Below are 17138 nucleotides of genomic sequence, written 5' to 3'. Positions count from 1 at the left end.
CGGCACGATCGTGACGGGGTATCCGGAAGCCGGGCGCGGCCTCACGCTGTCGGTGATGGCGTCGACGCTGTTCGCGTTGATGTCGGTTTACGCGAAACTGCTCGCGCCGCTCACGGGGCTCGACATCTTCGCGTGGCGCGTGGTGTGGACCGCGCCGGGCGCGCTCGCGCTGCTCGCGCTGCGCGGCCGCTGGCCGGCGCTCGTCGAGCTTGCGCGGCGCGGTGCGCGCGACTGGCGCTTGCTGATCGCGCTGCCGGCGAGCGCGGCGCTGCTCGGCGTGCAGCTGTGGCTGTTCCTGTGGGCGCCGCTGCACGGCCGCATGCTCGAAGTGTCGCTCGGCTATTTCCTGCTGCCGCTGACGATGGTGCTCGTCGGCCGCTTCTACTATCACGAACGGCTCGACCCGCTGCAATGGGCGGCGGTCGCGTGCGCGGCGCTCGGCGTCGCGCACGAGGTGTGGGCGACGCGCGCGTTCGCGTGGCCGACGCTGGTCGTCGCGCTCGGCTATCCGCCGTATTTCGTGCTGCGCCGGCGCATCAACGCCGATTCGCTGGCCGCCTTCGCGATCGAGATCGTGTTGCTGTGCCCGATCGCGCTGGCGATGGTCGCGACGAGCGCGACGCGCGTCGACGGCCATCCGCTGCTGTGGGCCGCGTTGCTGCCGGGGCTCGGCATCCTCAGCACGCTCGCGCTCGCGAGCTATCTGAAGGCGAGCCGGATGCTGCCGATGGCGCTGTTCGGCATTCTCGGCTACGTCGAGCCCGTGCTGCTCGTCGTGGTGTCGCTGCTGCTGCTCGGCGAGACGCTCAGCGTCGCGCAGCTCGCGACGTACGGGCCGATCTGGGTCGCCGTCGCGCTGACCGCGTGGCACAGCGCGATGCTGATGCGGCGCCTGCCCGCGTGCGGCTAACCGCATCGTCGCGATGTGCCGGCCGTGCGGAACGTGCCGGGCATCGCGTGCATCGTCGACCATCGAAAAGCGCTCGTTTCCCTGCCGAATCCGTCGATACTGACCGTCAACTGGCGCCTCGCTGACGCGAATCTGGCGATGCTGCCTGCTTCGCCGCGCAACGCGCGCGCTTGTAATCGAAGAGAAGATTCGGTTGCATTTTGTTACTTAGGGTCTCCCCCGATCGGTCATTAAACTGATCTGACCGACTTCCCTTCGTATGCAGCTTTTCAATGAACGGTCACCTCCGTGCCGGGCCGGCCGGGTTGGCGCGATGCGAGCATACGCGTATCGCCGCCGATCGCGCTCGCCTGCTTTTTCCCGATCCCTTCTCCGGTGCGCGGCGCACCGCCGCCGCACAGGTGCGCTCATGTCGTTGAGCCCGCTGCACTCCGCCACGGTGCAGTCGTCGCGCAGCGGCCGCCTGATCGAAGTCGATTTCTTCCGCGGGCTCGTGCTGTTGATGATCGTCGTCGATCACATCGGCGCGAGCGTGCTGTCGCGCGTGACGCTGCATGCGTTCGCACTGTGCGATGCGGCCGAGGTGTTCGTGTTCCTCGGCGGCTTCGCGACCGCGAGCGCGTACGGCGCGATCGCCGAGCGGCACGGCGCGCGCGCCGCGCAACGGCGTTTCGTGCGGCGCGCGATGCAGATCTACCGGGCGTTTCTCGCGACGTCGACGCTGATGCTCGTCGTGTCGGCCGTGCTCGACCACTACGGCATCGATGCGCCGAACCTCGCGCTCGACGACGTCAGCGTGATGCTCGCGTCGCCGCTCACGGGCGCAGCCGAGCTGCTGACGTTCCAGCGCCAGCCGTATCTCGCGTCGGTGCTGCCGATGTACGTGCTGTTCGCGCTCGCGTCGCCGGTGCTGGTGCCGTTCGCGCGGCGCCAGCCGTGGCTGCTCGTCGCGATCAGCGCCGCGTCGTGGCTCGCGGCGGGCTGGCTCGGCCCGGAGCTGCTCGATACCGACGGCTTCCGCTGGAGCTTCAACCCGTTTGCATGGCAACTGATGTTCGTCGCCGGCGTGCTCGCGCGCTGCCAGCCGTTCTACCGGCACATCGCGCTCGGCCGCTGGGGCGCCGCGGCGACCGGGCTCGCGTGCGCGATCGTGCTCGGCTGCGCGAGCTACAAGCTGTTCTCGGGGCTGCCGGTGCCCGAAGGCGTGCTCAAGCGCGATCTCGCGCTGCCGCGCGTCGTGAGCTTCGCGGCCGTCGCGTGGCTGATGGCCGATTGCGTGCGCTTCGGCTGGATCGCGCGGATCGCGCAGGGCGTGCGGCCCGTCGTCGCGGTCGGCCAGCGCGGGCTGATCTGCTTCGTCGCGGGCGCGGCGATCTCGCTCGTGATCGATTCGATGCTGCATCCGGTTGTGCGCAGCGCCGATCTGCGGCATGTCGGCGTGGGCCTCGTGGCCGACGCGTGCGCGCTTGGGCTGATGATGGCGGTGGCCGGTTCGGGAACGTGGATCGCGCGATGGCGTGGCGCGGTGGCGTAGGCGCGAGCGAGGGGCATGCGGCGCGGCAGGCGCCGCGCGGCGTCAGTGAGGTGAGCCGATACGGGAGCGGGGCGGGGCGGTTGCGTCGTCGGCTTCGGCGTCGTCGCGTTGGTCCTGCGCCGGGTCGTCGCGCTCCGCGAGGACCGCGTCGGCTTCGGCCGCGGCCCGGGCGGCGCGCATCGCGGTGCAGCGCTGCGCGTGCCGGATGTCCGACAGGATCCGCAAAAGCCGCGTCGTCTTGCTTTTCATCGTGCTCTCCCACCAGTGCGCATCTCGCGAAGCGGATGCATTGCCTGCAACCAGTGTAGGACGCGTTCGCGCACTTGGCGGGAGAATGTGGCGTGCAAGCCGCACGCCGAGGGATAGTACTTACTGCGCGGCGGCGACCTGCGCCTGCAGCGCTTCCTCGCGGCGCTCTTCCGCGCAGCGCTGATGCTGGCGCGACAGGCGGTTCATCAGCGGCAGCAGCAGCAGCGCGAGCAGCATGCCGATCGCGGCGAGCCAGCCGAGCTTCTCGAACAGCGACAGGTAGAGCGGCAGCGATTCGGTGGCCGGCAGTTCGTGCGACGGCATCTGCGCGAAGTTCGCGACGACGCTGCCCAGATACTGCGACACGCCCGTCGCGACGAAATACGCACCCATCATGAAGCCGCTCATGCGCGCCGGCACGTAGCGGGCGATCATCGCGAGGCCGAGGCCGCTCACCAGCAGCTCGCCGAGCGAGTACAGGCCGTAGCCCCACACCATGAACCACGACGACACGCGGCCGTCGACCGCATAGCGGCCGCTGATCGTGAACACCAGGTAGCCCGCGGCGACCGCGCCGAAACCGAGCGCGTACTTCGCGGCGACCGGCAGGTCGCGGCCGCCCTTCGCGACGGCGTTGTAGACCCACACGAGCACCGGGCTCAGCAGCATGATCCAGATCGGGTTCAGCGCCTGGAACTGCGCGGCGCTCCACGTGAACAGCGTCGTGCCGAACAGCATGAAGCGCGGGTCGACGTTGCGCAGCGCGAACAGCGTCAGCGACGTCGACATCTGCACGTAGAAGATGAAGAACAGGATCACCTGGCCGATCAGTACGAGCGCCGCGATCAGGCCCGCGCGCTCCGAGCGCTCCGACTTCGCGATCATGTACGCGAAGATCGCGAGGATCGCGAACGCGGCCGTCCACACGCTCGCGACCGCGAGCTGCTTGTGCTGCAGCACGTACAGCGTGATCAGCGCGAGCGCGACGCCGCCGGCCGCGACCGCGCCGAGGCGCTTCCAGCGGATCGGTTCGTCGTCCGGCTGCGAGCCGATGTGCGCGAGCGTACGGTGCATCAGCATGAAGTTGAGGATCGCGAGCAGCATGCCGCCGCAGCAGACCGCGAACGCGGTGTGCCAGCCCCAGTGATCCTTGATCCACGGCGTCGCGAGCATCGACACCGTCGAGCCGATGTTGACCGCCATGTAATAGATCGTGAACGCGCTGTCGATGCGCGCGTCGTCGCCTTCGTAGATGCGGCGCACGAGGTTTGCCGCGTTGGCCTTGAACAGGCCGTTGCCGACGACGATCACGCCGAGCGATGCGTACATGTACGCCAGGTGATCGTTCGGCACCGCGAGCATCAGATAGCCGGCGCACAGCACGGACGCGCCGATGATCATCGTGCGGCGCGCGCCGAGCACCTTGTCGCCGATCCAGCCGCCGATCGACGGCGCGGCGTAGACGAGTGCGGTGAACGCCCCCCAGGTCAGGTTCGCGTGGCTGTCGGTGAAGCCGAGGCGGTCGACCATGAAGAGGACCAGAAGCGCGGCCATGCCGTAGTAGCCGAAGCGCTCCCACATTTCGATGAGGAAGACCGTCGTGAACGATCGGGTCTGTGAAACAGGTGCGTGCATCATCAATCTCGTTTGAAACGGACGGCGCGGATCGCGCGTCGCCATGGGGGTCGAACTGGCGCCGGAGCACTGTGGCCGGGTAGGCTTGCGTCGGCGATGGAGCAGTCGGGCGGTTGGCCCGGGCCGGGGTCGGACTCCGCCCGACAAGGCGGAGCGCGGCCCCGACCGGCGCGCGAATGGTAACGTTTGCCGGTCCGGTGCGTCAGGTCCGCGCCACTTAGGGAAACTCCCGATGTGGCAGCAGCTTTCAGGAACATTTGTCTCATCATCTACTTGTAAGCTTGACGCCCGTTCTCCGCAGATTCCCGGAGAGCCGCTTGCAGCTTGCCTGTGAAGCCGGCGAGTCTGGCAAGATAGCGCGTCGTTTCGCTCGCTTCGGGCCCTGTTTAGTGCACCGGGCTCAACGCCGAAGGCGTGTGCGAACCCGAAGATTAAGCTATCTCGTATTAACTTAGTTACTTTCCATCAAACATTTTTTGACGACCACTTTTCGGCCTGCTATGGTTCCCCCCACTGAAAACTCGCGATCGGCAGACGCTGTCGCACTCGGCAGCAAGATTCGCGCGTTGCGCCAACGTCTGAAGCGCACGCTCGACGACACGGCTACCGCCGCGGGGATTTCGAAGCCGTTTCTGTCTCAAGTCGAGCGCGGGCTCGCGTCGCCGTCGCTGACGTCGCTGGCCGGTATCGCGCACGCGCTCGGTGTGACGGTGCAGTACTTCGTGGATACGCCGAGCGAGGAACGCTCGGTTTGCCGAGGCGATCAGTTGCGCTTCTTCGGGTTTGCCGATTCGGCGAACCTGTTCGCGAGACTGACCAACGTGTCCGAAGGGCGCCAGCTGGAGGCGATCCTCGTGAGGATGCCGCCGGGGCAGAAACGGTCGGAGGTGACGACACATGCAGGAGAGGAGTTCCTGTACGTGATTGAAGGGGAAGTGTCGCTGACGCTGGAAGGCAAGACGTTCGTCCTGCAGGCCGGCGACAGTTCGCACTATCAGTCGACGGTCCCGCACAGCTGGGTCAACACCGCGAAGATCGAGTCGGTGGTGGTCTGGGTCGGTACGCCGCGACTGTTCTAACGCACGGGTATTCCTTCGTTTCTTCGACGGAATGCCCGTCGAAAGAAATGTAAGGAATACTAACATGCAATACGAGAACCACGGGCCTCCTCGATCGCTGCACCCGTCAGCGTCTCACGCGTAATCCGCGGCATCCGCCGCGCGACGCTCACCGAACAACCTTCTCAAGACTGCCACGATGAAATCCTTGCATGCCATGTCGGCCGTGCTGGCCGCGCTCGCCCTGACGCCCGTCGCCCACGCCGTAACCGTTCCGTCGAACGTCGCGCTCGCTCCCCAACAGGACCTGACGCGCCAGGTGCCGGCCGAAGTCGAGTCGCTCGACCCGGCGCACATCGAATCGTGGACCGGCAACACGATCGGCCTGGACCTGTTCGAAGGGCTCGCACGCATCGATGCGGCCGGCCAGGTCGTGCCGGGCGTCGCGCTGTCGTGGGAACGCAAGACGCCGCAGACGTGGATCTTCAAGCTTCGCCACGACGCGAAGTGGAGCAACGGGCAGCCGGTGACGGCCGCCGATTTCGTCTATTCGTGGCAGCGCCTCGTCGATCCGAAGACGGGCTCGAAATACACGATCCTCGTCGAGTTCATCAAGAACTCGAAGGACATCATCGCCGGCAAGGCCGCGCCGTCGACGCTCGGCGTGCGCGCCGTCGATCCGTACACGCTCGAGGTGACGACCGACGTGCCGGTCGCGTTCTTCCCCGAACTGACCGCGATGGCGCCGCTCGCGCCGGTGAACAAGGACGTGGTCGCGAAATTCGGCGACGCATGGACGCGCCCGGGCAATATCGTCAGCAACGGCGCGTACCAGCTCGTCGACTGGCAGCCGAACAACCGCATCGTGGCGACGAAGGACGCGAAGTACTGGAACGCGTCGAAGGTCGTGATCAACAAGGTCACGTACCTGCCGATCGAAAGCGACGAAACCGCGATGCGCATGTACCAGGCCGGCCAGATCGACTACAGCTACTCGATTCCGTCGGGCATCTTCCAGCAGGTGAGCAAGCAGTTCGGCGGCGAACTGCGTCCGGGCCTGCAGCTCGCGACCTACTACTACTACCTGAACAACAGCGACGCGGCGCTGAAGGACAAGCGCGTGCGCCAGGCGCTGTCGATGGTGATCGATCGCGACGTGCTGACGTCGAAGCTCACGCAGGCCGGCGAGAAGCCGATGTACGGGCTGATGCCGAACGGCACGAAGGGCGTGCAGCCGTTTACGCCGGAATGGGCGTCGTGGCCGATGGCCAAGCGCATCGCGACCGCGAAGGACCTGCTGAAGCAGGCCGGCTATTCGGACGCGAAGCCGCTGTCGTTCACGCTCACGTACAACACCAACGACCTGCACAAGAAGGTCGCGCTGTTCACCGCATCGGAATGGCGCACGAAGCTCGGCATCACCACGAAGCTCGAGAACGTCGAGTTCAAGGTGCTGATGAAGCAGCGGCACGACGGCAAGGTGCAGATCGCGCGCGACGGCTGGTTCGCCGACTACAACGACGCGATGACCTTCTTCGACCTGATCCGCTGCGGCAGCTCGCAGAACACCGTCGGCTATTGCAACAAGCAGATGGACGCGCTCGTCGACGAAGGCAACCAGAAGCTCGACGACAAGGCGCGCGTCGCGCTGCTCACGCAGGCGCACGACATGGCGATGAACGACACGCCGATGGTGCCGCTGTTCCAGTATTCGGCCGACCGTCTCGTGAAGCCCTACGTGGGCGGCTATTCGCTGAAGAACGTGATCGACATGCGTGCTTCGCAGGACATGTACCTGATCAAGCACTGAGCGGAGCGATCATGCTGGCCTACGCATTGAGGCGCACGTTGTGGGCGGTGCCGACGATCCTCGCGGTTATCACCGTCTGCTACCTGCTGCTGCATTTCACGCCCGGCGGCCCGTTCGATACGGAGAAGCAGCTGTCCGCCGCGACGCTCGCGAACCTGAACGCGAAGTATCACCTCGACGAGCCGCTGTGGAAGCAGTACCTGCTGTATCTCGGCTCGCTGCTGCACGGCGATCTCGGCCCGTCGTTCCGCTACGTCGACTGGTCGGTGAACGATCTCGTGAAGAAGGCGCTGCCCGTGAGCCTCGGCGTGGGCGGCGTGTCGATCCCGATCTCGATCGTGGTCGGCGTGCTGCTCGGCACCGTCGCGGCCGTGCGCCGCGACAGCGTGATTGATCGCTTCGTGATGCTGATCGGCAACTTCGGCAACGTCGTGCCGCCGTTCGTGCTCGGCCCGGTGCTGGTGTGGATCTTCGCGATCCTGCTGAAGACGTCGGCCGGCAACGGCTGGCTGCCGGCGGGCGGCTGGGGCGACGGCGGCTGGCAGTACCGGCTGCTGCCGATCGTGCTGCTCACCTTCATCAACGTGTCGCTGCTCGCGCGCGTGATGCGCGGCTCGATGATCGAGACGCTGTCGAGCAACTACATCCGCACCGCGCGCGCGAAGGGCCTGCCGGGCTCGACGATCGTGCTGCGCCACGCGCTCAAGCCCGCGCTGATGCCGGTCGTGTCGCTGTTCGGCACGGTCTGCATCACGTCGATCACGGCGGCCGTCGTCACCGAATCGGTGTTCGCACTGCCCGGCCTCGGGCAACTTGTCGTGAACGGCGCCATCAACCGCGACTACACGCTGGTGCTCGGCCTCGTCGTGCTGACGACCGTTTTCGCGGTGCTGTTCAACCTGCTGGTCGACCTCGCGTACGCGTGGCTCGATCCGCGCATCCGTTATTGAGCGAGGCACAGCGATGACTCCGACCACTCCCGTCGTCGGCCTGCCCGTGCAGACCGATTCGCCGCCGCGTTCGCGCTCGCCGCTCGAGCTCGCGTTCGCGCGCTTCCTTCACAACCGCGCGGCCGTGTTCAGCCTCGTGCTGCTCGCGTTGATCGCGCTCGCCTGTTTCGTCGGCCCGTGGCTGCTCGCAGCCGATCCCGCCGCGAGCGACTGGGCCTCGATCAGCCTGCCGCCGACCTGGGCGAACCAGCACTGGTTCGGCACCGACGAGCTCGGCCGCGACCTGCTCGTGCGCACGCTGATTGGCGGCCGCGTATCGATCGAGGTCGGCTTGCTCGGCACGCTCGTGTCGGGCCTGTTCGGCGTCGCGTGGGGCGCGACCGCGGGCTTCGCGGGCGGCCGCGTCGACTCCGTGATGATGCGCATCGTCGACATGATGTACGCGATCCCGTACCTGCTGATCGCGATCCTGATGATGACCCTGTTCGGCCGCTCGTTCATGCTGGTCGTGCTGACCATCAGCGCGTTCTCGTGGATCGACATGGCGCGCGTCGTGCGTGGCCAGACGCTGTCGCTGCGCAACCGCGAGTTCGTCGATGCGGCGCGCGCGATCGGCGTGTCGCCGGCGTCGATCGTGCTGCGTCACGTCGTGCCGAACCTGCTCGGCGTGGTCGTCGTGTACGCGACGGTCTCGGTGCCCAATATCGTGCTGACCGAATCGGTGCTGTCGTTCCTCGGCCTTGGCGTGCAGGAACCGATGACGAGCTGGGGCGTGCTGATCCAGGACGGCGCGCAGAAACTGGAATCGATGCCGTGGCTGCTGCTGGCCCCGGCCGTCATGCTGTGCGTGACGCTCTACTGCGTGAACTTCGTCGGCGACGGCCTGCGTGACGCGCTCGACCCGAAGGATCGCTGAGATGACTGCACTACTCGAAGTCGACAACCTCGGCGTGCGCTTCACGCGCAAGGACGCGCCGCCGATCGACGCCGTGAATGGCGTGTCGTTCTCGCTCGAAGCCGGCAAGACGCTCGGCATCGTCGGCGAATCGGGCTCGGGCAAGAGCCAGACCGTGATGGCGCTGCTCGGCCTCCTGGCCGGCAACGGCACGACGACCGGCACCGCACGCTACCGCGGCGACAACCTGCTCGACATGGATACGCGCGCGCTGAACGCGGTGCGCGGCGACCGGATCGCGATGATCTTCCAGGATCCGATGACGTCGCTCAACCCGTTCCTGACGATCGAGCGGCAGATGACGGAGACGCTGCAGCTGCATCGCAAGCTGTCGCGCAAGGCAGCGATCAAGCGCGCGATCGAGGCGCTCGAATCGGTGCGCATTCCCGATGCGGCGCGCCGCATCCGCATGTATCCGCACGAGTTCTCGGGCGGCATGCGGCAGCGCGTGATGATCGCGATGGCGCTCTTGTCCGAACCGGAAATCCTGATCGCGGACGAGCCGACCACCGCGCTCGACGTGACCGTGCAGGCGCAGATCATCGACCTGCTGCGCGAGCTGAACCGCGAGCGCGGCACCGCGATCGTGCTGATCACGCACGACATGGGCGTGGTCGCCGGCCTCGCCGACGACGTGATGGTCATGTACGCGGGCCGCACCGTCGAATACGCGCCGGCCGAATCGATCTTCGCGGCGCCGTCGCATCCGTACACGATCGGGTTGCTCAACGCACTGCCGCGCCTGACCGACGCGGACGATGCGCCGCTCGTCGCGATTCCCGGCAACCCGCCGATGCCCGGCACCGCGCCGGCCGGCTGTGCGTTCGCGAAGCGCTGCACGTATGCGGAAGAACGCTGCGCCGCCGCGCGCCCGGCGCTCGAAACCTATGGCGCCATGGGCGCGGTGCGCGCGTGCCACCGCCCGGTGGCCGATCTGACGGGAGGTCTGCGATGAGCGTCGATGAACGCCGCCAAGCCGGCGCGACGGACGACACGCTGCTGTCCGTCGAGAATCTGAAAGTGCATTTTCGCGTGCCGCTCGGCGGCTATCCGTGGTCGCCGAAGGGCACGCTGCGCGCGGTCGACGGCGTGTCATTCGACGTCAGGCGCGGCGAGACGGTCGGGCTCGTCGGCGAATCGGGCTGCGGGAAATCGACGCTCGCGCGCGCGTTGATCGGCCTCGTTCCGATGACGGCCGGCACCGTGAAATGGCGCGGCCAGACCATGGCGCCCGATCACCTGCGCGGCACCGCGATGCGGCGCGAAGTGCAGATGATCTTCCAGGATCCGCTCGCGTCGCTCGACCCGCGCATGACGATCGAGCAGGTCGTCGCGGAGCCGCTCGTCACGCACCAGCCTGGCCTCGGCCGCACCGAAGTGCGCCGCCGCGTGATCGCGATGCTCGAACGCGTCGGCCTGAACGCGCATCACCTGCTGCGTTATCCGCATGAATTTTCCGGCGGGCAGTGCCAGCGCGTCGGCATTGCGCGCGCGCTGATCGGCGAGCCGCAGCTCGTGATCTGCGACGAACCCGTCTCGGCGCTCGACGTGTCGATCCAGGCGCAGATCGTGAACCTGCTGCGCGATCTGCAGCGCGAACTGTCGTTATCCTATCTGTTCGTCGCGCACGACCTGGCGGTGGTGAAGGCCATCAGCCAGCGCGTGCTCGTGATGTATCTCGGCCGCGTGATGGAGTTCGGCACGCGGCATGACGTGTACGGCGTGCCGCAACACCCGTACACGAAGGCGCTGCTCGATGCGGCGCCGACGCCGGAGCCGGCGCGCGAGCGTGCTCGCCGTCCGATGCTGCTGGCGGGCGAGATGCCCTCGCCGCTCAACCCGCCGTCCGGCTGCGCGTTCCGCACGCGCTGCCCGGTCGCGATCGACGCGTGCGCGCAGGACGTGCCGCTGCCGGAAGTGCGGCAGGGATCGGCGGCGCGCGTCGCGTGCATCCGCGCGGGCGCGGTGTGATGTGAAGTGACGCAGCAAACATAACCAAGGCAGGTCAACAGGGGTAGGTGCGGCGCGAACGATCTTCGCGCCGCGGGTACAGGCGCGCCCTTAGCCGGGCTCGCCGGGGGGCCGGGAGCGGATCGCAACCGGTGTGGACGATATCAACACAAGACGAGAATTATTACGATGAAAAAGCAGAAGACGATCGGGACGGCATCGAAGATGCTGCTCGCATGGGGACTGCCGGCGCTCGCAGGCGTCTCGCTGACGGGCGTCGCGCACGCCGACGACGCGGCGAGCGCGCCGCTGACGGTCGCGCAAGCCGCGCCCGCTGCCGGTACCGGCGCAACCGTTGCGCAGGCAACGACTCCGAACGCCGTTGTCAACGCCGAGGCGACCCAGGCCGTCACGCCGCCCGACGAGCCGTCGGCGCAGTCGAAATCGAACGGCTTCATTGCCGACAGCCATCTCGACTTCCTGTTCCGCAACTATGCGGACGTGCTCGACGCCAAGGGCGGGCCGCATCGCCATGCGTGGATCCAGGGCGCGATGGCGAACTTCGAGTCGGGCTATACGACCGGCCTGATCGGGATCGGCTTCGATGCGTCGTTGTATGCAGCGCTGAAGCTCGACGGCGGTCAGGGCGCCGGCAGCATGGTGCACATCGCGAAGGGCGGCGGCGGCGGCAACCAGCTCGCGTGGGCCTACCCGGGCATCTACGACGTCAAGGCGCGCATTTCGAACACGGTGGTCAAGTACGGTCTGCAGGCCGTCGACAATCCGTTCATGGAGCAGCACGACAACCGTGCGCTGCCGCCGACGTTCCTCGGCGCGACGCTCGTCAGCAACGAATTCAAGAACGTGATGCTCGAGGCTGGCAGCTTCACGAAGACCGACGCGCGCGGCCATACGACGCTCACCAACCTGACGACGCAATACGGCGGCACGCGCATCAATCGCCTGACCTATGTCGGCGGCACGTGGGACTACTCGCCGAACGGCGAAGTCGCGCTGTACGCGAACCAGGCCGACGACGTGTGGCACCAGTACTACGCGTCGGTGAAGCACAGCATCGGCAGCCCGCAGACGATCAAGTGGACCGGCTTCGGCAACGTCTATTCGACGCACGACACGGGCGATGCGCTGCAAGGCAAGATCAACAACAACGCGTACAGCCTGTCGCTGGCGGCCCAGCATGGCCCGCACGAGCTGCTGCTGGGCTTCCAGCAAGTGCTCGGCGACCAGTTCTTCGACTACCTGAACGAAACGAACGGCATCTTCCTGACCAACTCGATGGACGTCGACTACAACGCCCCGCACGAGAAATCGCTGCAGTTGCGTTACACGTTCTACGGCAAGGAAGCGGGCCTGCCGGGCTTCAAGGCGATGGTGTGGGGCGTGACGGGCTGGGGGGCGGACGGCAGCGCGGGCGCGGCGAACGACCCGAGCAAGTCGAGCATCTACTGGAGCAACGGTGCGCCGGTGCAGGGCCGTCACCACGAGTTCGGCTTCATCCCGTCGTACACGTTCCAGAGCGGCAAGCTGAAGAACACGAAGGTCACGTTCATCGCGATGTGGCACAACGGCTCGGCACACTACTCGGACGCGTCGAACACCGAGTACCGTCTGGTCGTGAACCTGCCGCTGCACGCGTTCTGACGGAAGGGGGCGCAAGGCCCCCAGTCTCGCACGGCCGGCCTGCGATCGGTGCGATCAGGCCGGCTTGTGCCATCCCGCGACAGGATCGCTCCCGGCGGGCGTTTCTTCCACGAGCGACGTGAGCTGGCGGCCCGTATCGCGCCATGCGTCGAGGCCGCCGCGCAGCGCGAGCGCATCGGTGAAGCCTGCATCGAGCAGACGCTTCGCCATCAGCGCGGCCGTCACCTCGTTCGGGCACGAGCAATACACGACGAACTTCTGCGTGAGCGGATAGCGCGCGACGATGTCGGCGATCTGGCGCTCGTCGGCGAACTGCGCACCGGGAATCGCGAACGGGTCGAGCTTGCGGTGCTCGGGCGAGCGGACGTCGAGCACCACCGGGGCGGCGGTGTCGCGCAGCAGCACGTCGAGCTCGTCGACGCCGATCCGCGCGTTCGCGAGCTGGCGGATCAGCGCGCGGCGGCGCATCCACCGCACGGCCGCATAGATGGCGAGCAGTGCGACGATGACGAGCAGCACCGCACGGCCGAGACGGCTCGCGCCGGCGAACAGCCAGTCGATCTGCCGGTAGAACACGAGGCCGGCTACCAGCCCGACGATCGTCCACAGTGCGGCGCCGAGCGCGTCGTAGCCGGCGAACGTGCGATAGCGCGTGCCGAGCGCACCGGCCATCGGTACCGACACCAGCGACAATCCGGGAATGAAGCGCGCGACCGCGAGCACGCGCACGCCGTAGCGGCCGAAGAAGCGTTCGGTCTTTTTCACGCAGGTATCGCGCGACAGCGACAGCCGACAGATCGTCTTCAGCGTCGTGCCGCCGTACCGCCGCCCGGCGACGTACCAGACCGTGTCGCCGATCAGCGCGCCGAGCACCGACAGCACCACGACCGTCACGAGCTGGGAGCCGATCATCGCCGGATGCATCGCCGACATCGCGCCGAACAGCACGAGCGTCGGCATCGCGGGCACCGGCAGGCCGATGGCCGCCGCGAGCACGTTGGCGAACACGAGAAGCGGCCCGTACTGGGCGACGAGGTCACGTAGGAGCATGACGGCTGGCCGAAAAGGGAAACGCGTGGCGGGAAATGCAGATGGGCCGATTATCGGCCTTTTTCAACGCAGCGGCGGGAATGATGCAAAGCGCCTGACGGCGGCAGGGGGATGTGGGTGAGCCAGCGCATTGCACGCGGCTCACCGTTCGGAATCAGGAGGGCGTGCGGGCGAGCGATGCGGCGCCGTGATTTTCGCCGGGCAGCTCGGCGCCGTGCGAGCGGATCGCCGCGATCAGTTCGGCTGGGGTGATCTCGTAGCGGACTTCGCGGTGGATGCCGGGCTTGCGTTCGTCGATCTCGATCAGCAGCACGCTCTTGCCGTCGCCGGTCGCTTCGAGCCGGAGCGAGCGCAGTTCGCGGCCATCGGCCGCGTCGTGTTCGGTGAGCAGGGTCATTGCCCCGGATGAGCCGGTAGTGCGCATCGAACCTATCCTCGTGTCGTGGATGCCTTGGCGGCAAAGATGTCTTTGTTGAATACGGCTTGACGCAGTTTAACGCGAACGGGCCGCAACACGGAGCATTTTCGTGGCGGTGAAATGAGGGCTGAACCACCGATCCTTCTGATGTTTGAGCCGCGCCGGGCGGGCGTCTGCACCGGATCGGGCGCCGGCCGAAACCGGTGCCCGAGCGGCGTTCTCGGCCGTGCCGACACGGGCGGCGACGCGCGCTGCGCCGCGCGTCGCCGCGGCGGCGTCAGAAGCGGTCGGCGAGCCCCATCGCCGGGTCGCTGACCGAGTGCCGGCCGGTTTCCACGCGGCCGGCCAGGCGGCGCGAGAAGCTCGCGTCGCTGTCGGCGGTGACGATGAAGTCGTACCAGTAGCCGGTCGAGTCGAGCTTCCAGTGCAGTTCGGACTGGTCGCCGGCGTGCACCGTGACGGTCCACGTGGTGCCGGCGCCATGGCCGTTGCCCCGACCCTGGTCGTTACCGTTTTCGTTGTCGCGGCCATGGCCGTGGTCGTCGTTTCCGCCGTGTCCGGACAGCGGCCCGTAGACCTGGTTCGACTTCACCGTGAAGCGCACCGTGCCGCCGCCGTCGTTGCGCAGCCGCAGGTGCAGGTTGCCGCTCGCGCCCGCATAGCCGACGCGTACTTCCGGATGCGGTGCGCGCGCGCCGGCCAGGCGGCTCAGGTCGCCGGTGAAGCGGCGGTGATAGCCGTTCGGGCCGAGCACCCACAGGTCATATTTACCGCCATCGTCGGCGCGCGCGGCCCAGTCGCCGTGCAGCGTCTTGCCGGGCTCGACGACGTAGCGCCGCGGCAGCCGGTCGAGGTGCAGCTTGTCATAGACGTGAAACACGGCGGCGGCGCGGCCGGTGTTCGCGAACTTCAGCGTGACCGTGCCGGCGCCGGCATCGGTGCGTGCGCTCGCGTGCAGTTCGTACGGCAACGCGCGCGACGGGCGCACGCCGGTCGCCTGCGCGGGCAGCGCGGGCGTCGCGGGCGGCACGATTTTCGGCGCGGTTTGCTGCGCGGCGCTCAGCGCGTCGACCTGGCTTTTCGTCGTACGGCCCGCGAGCGTCGGCAGCGGCTCGTTGTTCGGCGTGCGGAAATTGAACGCGCTCGTCAGGTCGCCGCACACCGCGCGGCGGTACGCGCCGATCTGCGGCTCCGCGACGCCGAAGCGCGCCTCGAGGAAGCGCAGCGTCGACGTATGGTCGAACACCTGCGAGTTGACCCAGCCGCCGCGGCTCCACGGCGACACGATCCACATCGGCACGCGCGGGCCCGGGCCGTACGGACGGCCGTCGGTTGCCGGCTGGCTCGACGTGGCCGGCGTGAAGTCGTGATACTCGACCGCGACGTCGGCGGCCGACAGCGTATGGCCGCCCGCGAGCGTGCCGTCGGCGTTGCGCGACGGCACGGCCGGCGACGGCATGTGGTCGAAGAAGCCGTCGTTCTCGTCGTAGTTGACCAGCAGCACGGTCTTGCTCCAGACCTCCGGGTTCGCCGTCAGCGCGTCGAGCACGGCCTGCACGTACCAGCCGCCCTGCGCGGGGCTCGACGGCCCCGGGTGCTCGCTGTACGCGGACGGCGGGATGATCCACGACACTTCCGGCAGCTTGCCGTTGCGGATGTCGTCGCGGAACGTTTCGAGAAAGCCGTACGGCATCGTGTTGCCGAAGCCCTTCGCGAGCGGGCTCAGCGGATCGTCGATCGCGGGGTCGTAGAACGCGCCGGCCGCCGTCACCGGCTGCGTGATATCGGTCGACGCGACGTACGCGGGCCGGCGTGCGGCCGGCATCTGCTCGATCGCCGCGCGCCAGTGGCGGAAGCTCATCATCTCGTTGCAGCCGAAGTTGTCGATCAGGCTCTGGTAGACCTTCCAGCTCACGCCCGCCCCTTGCAGCCGGTCGGCATAGGTCGTCCAGGTCCAGCCCTGGCTTGACGGGCCGATGTCGTTGCCGCCGTTGAACTGGTTGTTCAGCGCGGCGATCTTCACGCGGCTGCCGTCGGCCGGGCTGATGCCGTTCGGGCCGTTGGTGCCGCTCCAGTAGAACAGGCGGTTCGCGATCGTGCCCGTGTGCATCCCGCAGTGATAGTGGTCGCACAGCGTGAACGCATCGGCGAGCGCGCGCTGGAACGGCACTTCGGCCGCGTCGTAATAGCCCATCGACAGCGGCGTCTTCGCGTCCGGCCAGCGGTTCATCCGGCCGTGATCCCACGCGGCCTGCGCGTCGGCCCACGTGTGCGGCGTGCCGCCCGCGCGCTGCGCGTTGCCTTGGCGCGCGTCGAGGTGATACGGCGTCACGGTCGCGGCGGGCGCCGCCTTCGTGTACGTCTGATAGAACACGTCGCGGCCGTTCGGCGACGGCACCGCGAAGCGGTCGCCATAGCCGCGCACGCCCTTGAACGTGCCGAAGTAGCTGTCGAACGCGCGGTTCTCCATCATCAGCAGCACGACGTGCTTGACGTCCTGGATGGTCCCCGTTTCATGGAAGGCGGGAATGGCGAGCGCGCGGCGAATGCTCGGCGGAAACGCGGACAGCGCGGCGGCGGCGAGGCCGGAGCCGGCGGTCTGCTGAAGGAATTTGCGGCGTGACGTCATGGCGTTCGGATCCTGTGAAGGTGGGAGCGTTCGTGAGTTCGTCCGGCGGTGCCCGCGCGTGGTCCCGCCCCGGGACGATCCGCGATGCGTGCGTGTTCGGGGCATCGGCCGTGCGTCGCGGCGGTGCGCGTATCGCGCCCGACGCGCGACGTTGCGCGAATACTGCGGCCTTGCCGTCGCGATCCTGTGCGCCGCACGCTCGTGATGCGCGGGGCAGGTGCCGGCACACACCGTCCCGGCGCATGGCCGGGCTGAGGCGGCGCCCAGTCTAGGGACACGACATGACGTCGACGTGATGAAGAAATGACATCGCGTGTCGCGTGCGTGA

14 protein-coding genes are annotated in these 17138 nt (G+C 67.6%); 9 read left to right on the top strand and 5 right to left on the bottom strand.

The annotated features are described in order from the left end of the window. The first annotated feature begins 10 nt into the window (after window positions 1-10). Entirely contained in the window at window positions 11-910 is a 900-nt protein-coding gene (gene rarD, locus WT97_RS15370) for an EamA family transporter RarD (RefSeq protein ID WP_060032896.1), read from the top strand. A 409-nt stretch (window positions 911-1319) separates the two neighbouring features. After that, the gene (locus WT97_RS15365; RefSeq protein WP_060032899.1) at window positions 1320-2444 is read left to right on the top strand and encodes an OpgC domain-containing protein; all 1125 of its coding nucleotides are present in this window, start codon (window positions 1320-1322) and stop codon (window positions 2442-2444) included. Between the two features lie 42 nt (window positions 2445-2486). Here the strand turns inward: WT97_RS15365 and WT97_RS15360 are convergent, their stop codons facing one another. After that, window positions 2487-2693 carry a hypothetical protein gene (locus WT97_RS15360; protein ID WP_059499525.1) on the bottom strand — a complete coding sequence of 69 codons (207 nt, stop codon included), beginning with the start codon at window positions 2691-2693 and terminating at the stop codon, window positions 2487-2489. Between the two features lie 120 nt (window positions 2694-2813). After that, window positions 2814-4331 (bottom strand): peptide MFS transporter, encoded by a 1518-nt coding sequence (locus WT97_RS15355; RefSeq protein ID WP_059793025.1) that lies wholly within the window; start codon window positions 4329-4331, stop codon window positions 2814-2816. A 497-nt stretch (window positions 4332-4828) separates the two neighbouring features. Between WT97_RS15355 and WT97_RS15350 the strand changes: the two genes are divergently transcribed. From WT97_RS15350 to WT97_RS15320, 7 genes are all read left to right on the top strand, one after another. After that, window positions 4829-5407 (top strand): cupin domain-containing protein, encoded by a 579-nt coding sequence (locus tag WT97_RS15350; protein WP_011548888.1) that lies wholly within the window; start codon window positions 4829-4831, stop codon window positions 5405-5407. A 178-nt stretch (window positions 5408-5585) separates the two neighbouring features. After that, complete coding sequence (locus tag WT97_RS15345) at window positions 5586-7196, top strand: peptide ABC transporter substrate-binding protein (RefSeq protein WP_060353729.1); 1611 nt, start codon at window positions 5586-5588, stop codon at window positions 7194-7196. Window positions 7197-7207: 11 nt separating this feature from the next. Continuing rightward, a complete protein-coding gene (locus WT97_RS15340) occupies window positions 7208-8146 on the top strand; it encodes an ABC transporter permease subunit (protein ID WP_027781695.1) in 939 nt (312 codons plus the stop codon). Between the two features lie 13 nt (window positions 8147-8159). After that, window positions 8160-9062 (top strand): ABC transporter permease, encoded by a 903-nt coding sequence (locus tag WT97_RS15335; protein ID WP_059499523.1) that lies wholly within the window; start codon window positions 8160-8162, stop codon window positions 9060-9062. A 1-nt stretch (window position 9063) separates the two neighbouring features. Further along, window positions 9064-10056, top strand: a complete 993-nt coding sequence (locus tag WT97_RS15330; protein WP_060353728.1) for an ABC transporter ATP-binding protein — start codon at window positions 9064-9066, stop codon at window positions 10054-10056. Beyond that, a complete protein-coding gene (locus WT97_RS15325; RefSeq protein ID WP_060353727.1) occupies window positions 10053-11072 on the top strand; it encodes an ABC transporter ATP-binding protein in 1020 nt (339 codons plus the stop codon). The genes WT97_RS15330 and WT97_RS15325 overlap by 4 nt, the downstream gene beginning before the upstream one ends. 168 nt (window positions 11073-11240) lie before the next feature. After that, complete coding sequence (locus WT97_RS15320) at window positions 11241-12713, top strand: OprD family outer membrane porin (protein ID WP_059499520.1); 1473 nt, start codon at window positions 11241-11243, stop codon at window positions 12711-12713. Between the two features lie 54 nt (window positions 12714-12767). Here the strand turns inward: WT97_RS15320 and WT97_RS15315 are convergent, their stop codons facing one another. The 3 genes from WT97_RS15315 to WT97_RS15305 form a co-directional block, all read right to left on the bottom strand. Next, entirely contained in the window at window positions 12768-13763 is a 996-nt protein-coding gene (locus WT97_RS15315; RefSeq protein ID WP_059499519.1) for a DedA family protein/thiosulfate sulfurtransferase GlpE, read from the bottom strand. A gap of 154 nt (window positions 13764-13917) precedes the next feature. Next, complete coding sequence (locus WT97_RS15310; protein ID WP_006480304.1) at window positions 13918-14187, bottom strand: hypothetical protein; 270 nt, start codon at window positions 14185-14187, stop codon at window positions 13918-13920. Between the two features lie 271 nt (window positions 14188-14458). Continuing rightward, entirely contained in the window at window positions 14459-16810 is a 2352-nt protein-coding gene (locus tag WT97_RS15305) for a phosphocholine-specific phospholipase C (RefSeq protein WP_060032915.1), read from the bottom strand. Window positions 16811-17138 lie beyond the last annotated feature (328 nt).

It is taken from the genome of Burkholderia sp. MSMB1459WGS, assembly GCF_001534535.1.
Taxonomy (GTDB): Bacteria; Pseudomonadota; Gammaproteobacteria; order Burkholderiales; family Burkholderiaceae; genus Burkholderia.
Note: the sequence above shows the minus strand (reverse complement) of the source record. Positions and strands in the feature narration are given on the sequence as shown.